The sequence below is a fragment of the Streptomyces sp. SID5464 genome, assembly GCF_009862985.1.
GTDB lineage: Bacteria > Actinomycetota > Actinomycetes > Streptomycetales > Streptomycetaceae > Streptomyces > Streptomyces chartreusis_D.
The window spans coordinates 127,075-137,894 of the sequence record NZ_WWIQ01000071.1 but is presented as its reverse complement, the minus strand read 5'-3'; the positions used below and the strand labels follow the sequence as shown (position 1 = coordinate 137,894).

The 10,820-nt window shown below is 71.4% G+C and carries 7 protein-coding genes and 4 pseudogenes; 6 read left to right on the top strand and 5 right to left on the bottom strand.

What is annotated here, in order from left to right:
- Positions 1 to 705: 705 nt before the first annotated feature.
- The 4 genes and pseudogenes from GTY47_RS33300 (at position 706) to GTY47_RS33290 (ending at position 2,692) form a co-directional block, all read left to right on the top strand.
- On the top strand, positions 706 to 963 hold the full coding sequence (locus GTY47_RS33300) for a SpoIIE family protein phosphatase (RefSeq protein WP_010042951.1): 258 nt from the start codon (positions 706 to 708) through the stop codon (positions 961 to 963).
- Positions 964 to 1,058: 95 nt separating this feature from the next.
- A pseudogene (locus GTY47_RS41745) lies at positions 1,059 to 1,199 on the top strand (LysM domain-containing protein); the annotation flags it as partial.
- Positions 1,200 to 1,235: 36 nt separating this feature from the next.
- Positions 1,236 to 1,487 (top strand): annotated as a pseudogene (locus GTY47_RS41420) (peptidoglycan-binding protein); the annotation flags it as partial.
- 137 nt (positions 1,488 to 1,624) lie between these two features.
- Positions 1,625 to 2,692, top strand: a complete 1,068-nt coding sequence (locus GTY47_RS33290; protein WP_010042947.1) for a hypothetical protein — start codon at positions 1,625 to 1,627, stop codon at positions 2,690 to 2,692.
- Positions 2,693 to 2,712: 20 nt separating this feature from the next.
- On the opposite strand, the gene GTY47_RS33285 is transcribed toward GTY47_RS33290, so the two are convergent.
- Entirely contained in the window at positions 2,713 to 3,996 is a 1,284-nt protein-coding gene (locus GTY47_RS33285; protein WP_010042945.1) for an MFS transporter, read from the bottom strand.
- A 169-nt stretch (positions 3,997 to 4,165) separates the two neighbouring features.
- On the opposite strand from GTY47_RS33285, the gene GTY47_RS33280 reads away from it, so the two are divergent.
- Complete coding sequence (locus GTY47_RS33280) at positions 4,166 to 6,217, top strand: phospholipase C, phosphocholine-specific (protein ID WP_010042943.1); 2,052 nt, start codon at positions 4,166 to 4,168, stop codon at positions 6,215 to 6,217.
- On the opposite strand, the gene GTY47_RS33275 is transcribed toward GTY47_RS33280, so the two are convergent.
- Positions 6,207 to 7,154 (bottom strand): hypothetical protein, encoded by a 948-nt coding sequence (locus GTY47_RS33275; protein ID WP_010042939.1) that lies wholly within the window; start codon positions 7,152 to 7,154, stop codon positions 6,207 to 6,209. The genes GTY47_RS33280 and GTY47_RS33275 overlap by 11 nt on opposite strands.
- A complete protein-coding gene (locus GTY47_RS33270) occupies positions 7,151 to 8,005 on the bottom strand; it encodes a phosphatase PAP2 family protein (RefSeq protein WP_010042937.1) in 855 nt (284 codons plus the stop codon). The genes GTY47_RS33275 and GTY47_RS33270 overlap by 4 nt, the downstream gene beginning before the upstream one ends.
- A 167-nt stretch (positions 8,006 to 8,172) precedes the next feature.
- On the opposite strand from GTY47_RS33270, the gene GTY47_RS33265 reads away from it, so the two are divergent.
- Positions 8,173 to 8,787: a TetR/AcrR family transcriptional regulator gene (locus GTY47_RS33265; RefSeq protein WP_010042935.1), complete on the top strand. Its 615-nt coding sequence runs from the start codon at positions 8,173 to 8,175 to the stop codon at positions 8,785 to 8,787.
- Positions 8,788 to 8,956: 169 nt separating this feature from the next.
- Here GTY47_RS33265 and GTY47_RS33260 read toward each other — a convergent pair.
- Together GTY47_RS33260 and GTY47_RS41415 are read right to left on the bottom strand one after the other, a co-directional pair.
- A pseudogene (locus GTY47_RS33260) lies at positions 8,957 to 9,841 on the bottom strand (hypothetical protein); the annotation flags it as partial.
- Positions 9,842 to 10,420: 579 nt separating this feature from the next.
- A pseudogene (locus GTY47_RS41415) lies at positions 10,421 to 10,537 on the bottom strand (DUF2510 domain-containing protein); the annotation flags it as partial.
- Positions 10,538 to 10,820 lie beyond the last annotated feature (283 nt).

Genomic DNA, 10,820 nt, shown 5'->3' with positions numbered 1-10,820 from the left:
TGAATAGGAGGTTCGTCTACGTGCCTGTTCTTGCAGAACACGGTGCCTCTCCGGGGCACTGCGGGGATGGGTTCCGAACATAACCCCGGCGGGTGAGGTCGCCACCTTGATCCCGCACAGCTCGCGCTGAATCTGGTCTGTGCGTCGCTGCCGACGTGGACTGTGATCGACAAGCCGGGAGGCATACGCCGCTGTTTTCGCGCCAGGACTGGGTTCCGCCCTTCGAAGGGAACCCCATCGGCGCGGCGGCCAGCTGGTGCCGTATCTCGCGAGTTGACCCACGGCAACGCGGGGGAGCGTACCGGTGTGTGCGGCTTGCCGAAGATGCTGGGAATGTCCTGCCCACCACCACATGGTCACCACAATCCATGTGGCTCTGCATTGAATGTATCTGCTGTTGGCGTCGAGGTCGGTTGCATCGGCTGCAAGAACATCCGCTATGCCTGTTAGTTCCTTGAGCACAGCGACTACCCCTCGGAGTAATGCGAGGTGTCGGTGAGCGGCGAGCGCTTGCCGCTCGTCACCTATCTCGGGCTTCGGTACCTCAGGCGACCGCTCCTGGTCAGAGGTGAACTGCGCGTGGACTGGGATCCTGCAGATCTCTCCCGAAGCGTGTGGTGGCCCGGGAAGAAGGGGCGCGCGCCCTTCGCGTCAGAGTTAAGGAGCGGACGTACACGTATGCCGAGCGGAGTGGCAAGCGGAGTCATGAGCTGGCCCGTCAAGGGGCCTTGTGCGGGCGGCGGGTGGTGCCGGCAGCAGCGGCCGGCGGGCCAGTACTACACCGACGGCCTCTTCGAACGCCGCGACGAGGACATCGACGTCGGCCTGGCCCGGCTGATCGACGCTCTGGCCCCGTACGGCACGCTGCCGTTGGAGGAACTCGCCGACGGGCTGCGGGACGGGATGGGCGTCCCCGGCGGTGGTCAGGACGACGGCAGCGCCTTGGTCGTCGTCCGCCTGTGAGCCGATTTCCGCGGAAGTCGTTTCCGTATCAAAAAGTGAAATCGAAACGGAATTCTCGACTTTTCTGTGCCGGAGGGCTCCTTTAGTGTGGATGCATGGAAAGAACGGTAGAGTTTTACACAGTGAAACGTGGCGACACGCTCAGTAAGATCGCGGTTATGCACCGCGTGACGCTGGACCAGATTCTGGAGTGGAATCCCCAGATCACTAATCCGGATCTCATTTATCCCGGACAGCGGATCCGCGTGGCTCCCCCGGAAATGGAGGGTGAGTACGAACCCTTCCCGGGGGCCGACTTCTTCCAGCCCTCCGTGAGCAGCCCGATCATCGAGGCCATGGGCTACCGCCTCATCGAGGAGGGCTGCTCGGCGTACGCCGACGGGCCCGACTCGCAGTGGAGCGAAGCAGACCGGAAGTCGTACGCGAAGTGGCAGCGCAAACTCGGATTCGGTGGCCGGGACGCTGACGGCATACCGGGCCGGAAGTCGTGGGAGAGGCTGCACGTACCCGCCGTCTACGAGTGACCGGAACAGCTCCGGGCCGGCCACCGCGGACCGCTTGGCGCGCACGGGCGAAAACCCGGATCGCCTATCTCGAAGCCCAGCTGGAACGCGAACGTGTCAAACCGTGCTCCGAAGACCGCAAGACGCTCGTCGAGGGAATGCGGGGCCATCTGAAGAAGGCCGGCGCGGCTGCCGACGAGGATTTCGGATGGCGGCGTGCCTGGTCCGGATCGGCCGCGCGTGAGGGCGTCTGGTCGAACATACGCAGCGCGGAGGTGATGCTCCTGCAGCTGGTCTCCGACGAGGAAGCCGCCGGCCGTGCCAGCGACGTCATGGCCCTGGTCAAGGATCATCTGGAAGCGGACGATCCGCGACGCGTCCGTCTGGGCCGGCGGCTCCGTTCCATCATCTCCGGCGAGATCTCACCGAGCGACCGTGACCTCATGGTCCGGGCGCTCGACGCCGCGTACAACGCGCTGGACGACGAACTGGCCCGGGTGCGCAGCCTGCGCAACATCCTGTGGACCGCGACGTTCCTCGTCCTGCTCGGCGTGGCGGGCCTCGCCGTCTACGGCTGGTTCTTTCCCCAGTCGCTGAGCATCTGCTTCACGCCCAAGGTCGACCCCGGGGGCGCGAGCGGGGTCACTGTCGTGTGCCCCACCGCGGAGCATACCGACGTGTCGGCGGGCACTCCCGCCAGTGAACTGGCCGAGTCGAGGGACATTCTCACCGTCGAGATCGCCGGCCTGGCCGGCGCGGCACTCACCGTCATCGCCTCGCTGCGCCGCATCCGGGGCACCGACTCGCCCTACATGCTGCCCCTGGCGTCGGCGGTGCTGAAGTTCCCCACCGGCGCCCTGTCCGCCTTCCTCGGACTGCTGCTGATCCGGGGCGCCTTCGTCCCCGGGCTGAGCGATCTCGACAGCAGGGCGCAGGTCCTCGGCTGGGCCGCGGCCTTCGGTGCCGCCCAGCACCTGGTGACCCGGCTGGTCGACGACCGCGCCCAGATGACGCTGGCGGAGGTCGGCCGGACGACCGAGGCCGTCGTCGACCCCGAGCGAGCCGCCGTCAAGGAGAGCGACGTGCCGGGAGAGACCGGGGCGCCCGGACCGCCGGCCGCCTTCCAGGACGGCGAGGGACCGCACGAGGGGGCACAGGAGGGGACGCGCGCGAGGGCGCCCGTGGACGAGGGAACGGAGGGGGCTCGCCCGCGAGCCGGGCCCTGACCCGCAGCCCGGCCGCCCGTTCACCGCCGGAGAGGCGTGTGGGCCGTCTCCGGCAGCCGCAGGTACACCAGCGACGACAGCAGGCAGAGCACCGCGACGTACCAGGGGAACAGCCCCGCGTGGCCCACCTCCTTGAACAGCGTGCCCACGTACGGAGCCGTACCGCCGAACAGGGCCACCGTCAGCGAGTAGGGGAAACCGATACCGGCCGCGCGGACCCGGGGCGGGAAGATCTCCGCGTTCACGGCCGCGCTGATCGAGGTGAACCCGGTCAGCAGCACCATGCCGGCGCACTGCACGAGCAGCAGCACCGCGAACGAGTCGCGCAGGGCGTGCAGCAGGGGCACGGTGAGCAGGGCGAAGCCCAGGCCGAAGAAGAGGAGCAGCGGGCGGCGCCCGAAGCGGTCAGACAGGAGGCCGCCGAGCGGTTGCAGCAGCGCGAAGAAGGCCAGTGAGACCGTGCCCGCCAGCAGCGCGTCCGACTTGTCGATGCCCGCGTTGAGCTCGGCGTACGTCGGCAGGTACGACGTCCACGTGTAGTAGGCGATGGTGCCGCCCGCCGTGATGCCGCCGATGAGGAGCGACTCACGCGGGTGCCGCCGCAGCGCCTCGAACAGGCCGGGGCGCGGGGCCTTCTGCTGCTCGGCGCTCCGGGTCTCCTGCGCACCCTGCCGGATCCAGAAGCCGACCAGGCTCAGCACCGCCCCGAGCACGAACGGCACCCGCCAGCCCCAGCCGTTCATCTGCCCGTCGCTCAGCGTGTCCACGAGCAGCGTGGCGATGCCGGAGGCGACCAGTTGCCCCACGGTCGTCGACACGTACTGGAAGCTGGAGAACAGCCCGCGCCGGCCGGGGGCCGCCGACTCGACCAGGAAGGTCGTGGAGGCCGCGAACTCGCCGCCCACGGACAGGCCCTGCAGCAGCCGCGCGAGGACGAGGACCACCGGCGCGAGCACGCCCACCGACGCGTACGTCGGCGTCAGCCCGACCAGCAGGCTGCTGCCGCCCATCAGCAGGATCGTGACCGTCAGCGCGGCCCGCCGCCCGTGCCGGTCCGCGACCGCGCCCATCAGCAGCCCGCCGACCGGCCGCATGAAGAAGCCCACCGCGAAGACCGCGAACGTGGACAGCAGCGGCACCAGCGAGTTGTCCGCGCTCTTCGGGAAGACCTGGGACGCGATGTACGTGGCCAGAAACGTGTAGGCGTACCAGTCGTACCACTCCACCGCGTTGCCCACGGAGGCGGCGAGGAGCTGGCGAACGGGCCGTTTCGTCGGCGGGGAAACCGTCTGCGTCTCTGTCACGCCCCTCACCCTCCCCTGACAACGCCCCGCCACACCTGGCGTACCGGCGACTTTCACACGAGTGTCACCAGCCCCTTCCTTGCCGTTTGGTGTCCCTGAAACACTCCTTCCGCGCAGATTCCGTCACGTTCCGGCCATCCCGCACCTCAGGATGAGAGGTCTGTCCTTCATGTCCGAAGTCAACCGGCGCCGCTTTCTCCAACTCGCGGGTGCCACCACGGCCTTCAGCGCGTTGTCCGCCAGCATCCAGCGCGCCGCCGCGCTCCCGGCCAACCACCGCACCGGGTCGATCGAGGACGTCGAGCACATCGTCGTCCTGATGCAGGAGAACCGTTCCTTCGACCACTACTTCGGCACCCTGAGGGGCGTTCGCGGCTTCGGCGACCCGCGCCCGGTCACCCTCGACAACGGCAAACCGGTCTGGCACCAGGAGAAGGACGGCAAGGAGATCCTGCCGTTCCACCCGGACGCCGACGACCTCGGCATGCAGTTCCTGGAGGGCCTGCCACACTCCTGGCCCGACGGCCACCAGGCCTACAACGGCGGCAAGTACGACCGCTGGGTGCCCGCCAAGGGCACCACGACCATGGCGTACCTGACCCGCGAGGACATCCCCTTCCACTACGCCCTCGCCGACGCCTTCACCGTCTGCGACGCCTACCACTGCTCGTTCATCGGCTCCACCGACCCCAACCGCTACTACATGTGGTCCGGGTACACGGGCAACGACGGCACCGGCGGCGGCCCCGTCCTCGGCAACGACGAACTCGGCTACGGCTGGACGACCTACCCCGAGCGCCTGGAGCGGGCCGGCATCTCCTGGAAGATCTACCAGGACATCGGCGACGGCCTCGACGCGAAGGGCTCCTGGGGCTGGATCGAGGACGCCTACCGCGGCAACTACGGCGACAACTCGCTGCTCTACTTCGACAAGTACCGCGACGCCAAGCCCGGCGACCCCTGGTACGACAAGGCCCGCACGGGCACGAACGCCAAGGCCGGCGACGGGTACTTCGACCTGCTGAGGGCCGACGTCAAGGCCGGCAGGCTGCCGCAGATCTCCTGGATCGCCGCCCCCGAGGCCTTCTCCGAGCACTCCAACTGGCCCTCGAACTACGGCGCCTGGTACATCGCCCAGGTCCTGGACGCCCTCACCTCCAACCCGGAGGTCTGGGCGAAGACGGCCCTGTTCATCACCTACGACGAGAACGACGGCTTCTTCGACCACGTGGTGCCGCCCCTGCCGCCGAAGGACGCCTCCCGCGGCAAGTCCACCGTCGACGTCTCCCTCGACCTCTTCCCCGGGGACAGCAAGAACACGGCCGGTCCGTACGGTCTCGGCCCGCGGGTGCCGATGCTGGTCGTCTCGCCGTGGAGCAAGGGCGGATACGTCTGTTCCGAGACCCTCGACCACACCTCCATCCTGCGGTTCATGGAGCGCCGCTTCGGTGTGCGCGAGACCAACATCTCGCCGTGGCGCCGTGCCATCTGCGGTGACCTGACATCCGCGTTCGACTTCTCCCGCAAGGACACGCGCCCGGCCCCGCTGCCCGGCACCGACGGGTACGAACCGCAGGACCGCGAACGCCACCCCGACTACAAGCCGGCCCCGCCCGCCGACCCGCGCATGCCCCGCCAGGAACGCGGTCTGCGCCGCGCCCGGCCGCTGAGGTACGCCCCGCACGTGGACGCCTCGGTCGACGCGGCGGCCGGGAAGCTCACCCTCGCCTTCGCCTCCGGGCCGAAGGCCGGCGCCGCCTTCCACGTCACCTCCGGCAACCGCACCGACGGCCCCTGGACGTACACCACCGAGGCCGGCAAGACGCTCTCCGACACCTGGAACTCGGCCTACTCGGCGGGCTCCTACGACCTGACGGTGCACGGCCCCAACGGCTTCGTGCGGGTCTTCAAGGGGTCGAACACGACCGCCGGTTGCGAGGTCACCGCACGCCACACCGGTGACGACATCGAGCTGACCTTCACCAACAAGGGCTCCGGCACGGCACGGCTGAAGCTCTCCGACGGTTACGGCGGCCGGCCCTCGACCGTCACCGTCCGCCCCGGCGCGAAGGTGCGCCGGACCGTCGGGCTCGCCGCCAGTCGCCGCTGGTACGACCTGACCGTCACCGCCGAGGGCGACAAGGCGTTCCTGCGGCGGTTCGCCGGACACGTCGAGAACGGGCAGCCGGGCGTGAGCGACCCGGCGATCATCACCGGGTAGCCGTGGTGAGGTGCCCCGGATCGTGCGGCCGGGGCACCAGCGCCGGTTCGGCCGCGGCCGAACCGGGTTCCAGGGCGAGGACGGCGGCCACCGGATGGTCGTCGTCGGCCGGGACGGCAGCGGGCGCCGTCCGGCTGAGCAGCACCACGCCCCAGGACGCCAGTCCGGCCCCCGCGAGCGCGAGCAGCACGCCCGCCGGGCCGCCCTGGAGCCGTTCGCCCAGCAGCGCCAGACCGATCACCGCGGCGGCCAGCGGGTTGGCCAGGGTCACCATCGCGAGCGGGCCGCCGAGACCACCGCGGTAGGCCGTCTGCGACAGCAGCAGCCCGCCGGCCGCGAACGCCGCCACGAGCAGCGCCACCCCGATCACCTGGACGCTCAGCAGCGGGCCGGACCGGTCCGTCGCGGCCACCGTCACGGTCTGAGTGAGGGCCGAGGCGACCCCGGAGGCCACGCCGGACGCGCTCGCGTGCCGCAGCCCGGGGCGGGCGCCCGGGCGGGACAGCAGCCCGATGAGGGCGGCGGTGGCGCCCGCGACCGTCAAGGCCTCGGGCACGCTCAGCACGTCGTCGGGCGCCGGACCGGACGCCGTGACCAGGATCGCGGCCAGGCCCAGCAACGTCAGCGCGGTGCCCCGCCACTCGACGGCACTCACCCGCCGCCCCGCGAGCCGCGCCCCCATCGGCACCGCCGCGACCAGGGTGAGGGCACCGAGCGGCTGGACCACGGTCAGCGGCCCGTACTTCAGCGCCACCACGTGCAGCAGCGCGGCAGCCGCGTTCAGCCCGACCGACCACCACCAGGCGCCCCGGGCGAGCAGCCGCAGCGTGCCCGAGCCGGGCGAACGGGAGGCGAGCCGCTCCTGGGCGACCGCGGCGGCCGCGTAGGCGACGGCGGAGACGAGGGACAGGGCCACGGCGACGAGGACGGCGCTCATCGGCCCGCCCCCGCCGGCACCCGCTCCTCGGCCCGGGCCTGCGCCCGGACCGGTACGAGCCTGCCCTGCGCGCGGCGCGCCGTCGTGGCCGTGCGGTGGGGCGAGCGAAGCGAGATGGGGGTCCCCCGGACGAAGCCCGGGGGGAGGATCGCTGCCAGGGCCAGACCCAGCAGACCCGTCGCCACGATCGCGTCGAGCCAGTAGTGGTTCGCGGTGCCGACGATCACCAGCAGCGTCAGCAGGGGGTGCAGCAGCCACAACCAGCGCCACCGCGAGCGGGTCGCCACGATCAGCCCGACCGCGACCATCAGCGCCCAGCCGAAGTGCAGCGACGGCATCGCCGCGAACTGGTTCGACAGGGAGTCGGTCGCGGGGGCCCCGTACACCGACGGGCCGTACACCCGTGCCGTGTCCACGAGGCCGGTCTCGGCCAGCATGCGCGGCGGGGCGAGCGGGAACAGCAGATGCAGGACCAGGGCGGCGCCGGTGACGGCGGCCAGCACCCGGCGGGCCCACACGTAGTGGGCCGGGCGGCGCAGGTAGAGCCAGACCAGGAAGGCGGCGGTGGCCGGGAAGTGGACGGCCGCGTAGTAGGAGTTCGCGATGTGCACCAGGCCGTCGCCGTGCAGCAGCAGGGACTGCACCGTCCCCTCGCCGGGCAGGCGGACCGCTCGTTCGAGGTTCCACACGCGGTGCGCGTTGCGGAGGGCCTCACCGGTGTGGCCGGTGGCCAGCTGCCGGCCGAGCTTGTAGACGAGGAAGAGTCCTGCGACGAGCAGGAGCTCCCGGACGAGCGACGGTCGCGCTATCGCGTCGGACCCCGCCGGCGCAGGCTCGGTGCGGGCATTCATCCCCCGGCCCCTTCGGTGACGGTGCTGCTGTTATCGGTACGAGTGCGTACCGATACGCCAGTGTACCGATACGATCGCGTACCGGTACACTGGCGTATCGATAGACGAACGACACACCGCCGGCCGGGAATTTTCCGGCCGCCCGAGGAAAGCCAGGAGCACAGCCCATGACGTCGCAGGCTGCGGACCGACCCGAGCCGGTCGGCACCTCGCGCCGCTCCAAGATCACGCCGGAGCGTGAGCAGGAGTTCTACGACGCCGTGCTGGAGCAGCTCCGCGAGTGCGGCTACGACTCCGTCACCATGGAGGGGATCGCGGCCAGCACGCGGTGCAGCAAGTCCACGCTCTACCGTCAGTGGAAGACCAAGCCCCAGTTCGTGGCGGCGGCGCTGCGCTCCCACCGGCGGACGCGCTGCATCGACACCGGCTCACTCGCGGACGACCTGCGCGAGGCCGCCCGGGCGGCGGGCGAGCTGTCGGGCCGGGACACCAAGCTCCTCCAGGCGCTCGCCCATGCCGCGCCGCAGGACCCCGAGCTGAAGCGCGCGTTGCGCGAGGCGCTGGTCGAACCGGAGATCGCCGCGCTCAAGGAGATCATCCGGCGCGGGGTCGAACGGGGGGAGGTGCCCGCCGATCATCCGGCGCTGGAGTACATCCCGGCGCAGATGTTCGGCGTCCTGCGCATCCGGCCCGTCCTGGAGGGCGAGGACGCGGACCCGGACCCGGACTATCTGGTCCGGTTCGTGGAGGCGGCCGTGCTGCCGGCACTCGGCCTCACCTGAGACCCGGGCCGCCGTCCCGGGATGACCGGACGGTGACCCGACCGCGCCGACCCGTGGGGACGGGGGCGGCGCGCACCCCGGCCGGGTGGGGTGCCCCTGTGAGCGGCGGGGGCGCCCCACCCGGCCGACAGTGACCGGGGCACCTCGTCGTCCGGCGTGCCGGGACCGGTCAGACGTTCTGGCCGTTGCCGCCGCCCGTCGACACCTTGATGCCCTTCGTGATCTCGTCCAGGACGGACTCCTTCTGGTCGGCGTCGACGCCGAAGCGCACGACGACCATCTGCTTCTGGTTCGCGGGGGAGGGGAACGCGAGCGACTCCACGATGCCGTCGGCGCCCTTGCTCGTGACGGCCTTCCAGCGGACCAGGTAGCCCTTCTGCCCGGCCACGGTCACGGCCTTGGAGTCCAGCACGTCGTGGGAGGTGATCCCACCGTAGGACTTGCCGCCGTAGGACTCCTCCGCGTTCGCCGCGATGTCCGCCTTGGCGATCTCCTCGGCGGTGCTGCCCTTGGTGCCGAGGACCAGGGCCGGGGCCGAGTAGGCGCCGCCCTTCGTGCAGGTCGAGGTGGTGTCGCCGGGGCACTTGTAGGAGTCGTCGGACGTCACCTGTGCGCCGACCCTGGCCTCCTGGCCGTACCAGCCCTCGGGGATCGGCAGACTGATCCCGCTGACCGCGTCGGTCACCGACCCGCTCCTGACCTTCGGCGGCTCGGACTGCTCGGGCGAGGGACTCGGCCCACCGGGGCCGCCATCCCCGCCGGACCCTCCGGCGCCCCCGGATCCGCCGTCACCGCCGGAACCTCCGGATCCGCCCGGCCCGCCGAACGGCCCGCCCTGGCCTCCGGCTCCGCCCGGGCCGCCCGGTCCCTGCGAGGTGGCGGTGCCGCCGCCCGAGCCGCCGTTGTCGGTCAGCGCGTACACGCCGACACCGATGCTGGCGAGGACGGCGACGGCTGCCGCCACGGCTATCCCGATCCGCAGCCCTCGCCCGCGGCCGGCGGCCGGAGGCGCGGCGGGGTAGGCGGGATACCCGGCGCCGGGCGGATACCCGGGCCCGGGCGGATACCCGGCGCCGGGCGGATATCCAGCGCCGCCGGGCGGATATCCAGCGCCGCCGGGATACCCGGGGACTCCCGGTTGTCCGGTGCTGCCCGGGTACGGGGAGGTTCCTGGGGCTCCGGCGCCTCCCGGGTTCCCGGTGCCGGTCGGATTTCCGGCGGCTCCCGCTTGTTCGGTGCTGCCCGGGTACGGGGAGGTTCCTGGGGCTCCGGCACTCCCCGCATGCCCCGGGGCTCCTGGGGCTCCGGCGCCTCCTGGGTTCCCGGTGCCGGTCGGATTTCCGGAGTCGGCCGGATTCTCCGAAGCTCCCGGTGCCCCGGCATCAACCGGATGCCCAGCCTCCGGCCGGTCAACGTCCGTCGGCTGCCCGGCGCCGCCCGGGTTCCCGGCGGCTCCCGGTGCCGCGGCATCCCGCGGCCCCGCGTCCGGCTGCCCGACAGCACCCGGATGCCCCGCGGGCGCCGCCTCACCTGAGGGCGCCGGATCTGCCGACGGCACACCGCCACCGGCGGGATCCGCCGTGGAGGACTCCACCGTCGGCCGCTGCGGAGGGGGACCCCAGGTCGCGGTCGGCTGAGCCGGGCGGATGCGGTCCGTCCAGGACTTGCCGTCCCACCAGCGCTCGGTGGCGGGCCCGTCACTTTTCTGCCCGGGGTCGGGGTACCACCCGGAAGGAGTCTCCTGCGTCATGCCCCCACCGTATGAGGCGTCGGTGAAAGTGGCATGAGAGGAACCGATCGGATCGCGTCGGTCCGGCAGCGGGCGCGTCGGCCTCCGGCCGGGCGGGGAAGCCGCACCGTCTGTCCCCTGCCGGTGAATGAACGTCACCTCCCGTGCCCGCGTTCGCCGTTGACGCGAAGGCGGCTGCTGGCGGGCCTGCCGCGTCGTCCGGCCGCACCCCGTGTCACCCGTCACGGCAACAGGTGCCCGGTCCGCCCTCCGCTCAGGCGATCCGAGGGCTACGCTCGACGTC

Excerpts from the sequence above, each read along its gene's own strand:
- GTY47_RS33300 (WP_010042951.1), top strand. The coding sequence starts at position 706 with ATGAGCTGGCCCGTCAAGGGGCCTTGTGCGGGCGGCGGGTGGTGCCGG.
- GTY47_RS33290 (WP_010042947.1), top strand. The coding sequence starts at position 1,625 with ATGCGGGGCCATCTGAAGAAGGCCGGCGCGGCTGCCGACGAGGATTTC.
- GTY47_RS33280 (WP_010042943.1), top strand. The coding sequence starts at position 4,166 with ATGTCCGAAGTCAACCGGCGCCGCTTTCTCCAACTCGCGGGTGCCACC.
- GTY47_RS33275 (WP_010042939.1), bottom strand. The coding sequence starts at position 7,154 with ATGAGCGCCGTCCTCGTCGCCGTGGCCCTGTCCCTCGTCTCCGCCGTC.
- GTY47_RS33270 (WP_010042937.1), bottom strand. The coding sequence starts at position 8,005 with ATGAATGCCCGCACCGAGCCTGCGCCGGCGGGGTCCGACGCGATAGCG.
- GTY47_RS33265 (WP_010042935.1), top strand. The coding sequence starts at position 8,173 with ATGACGTCGCAGGCTGCGGACCGACCCGAGCCGGTCGGCACCTCGCGC.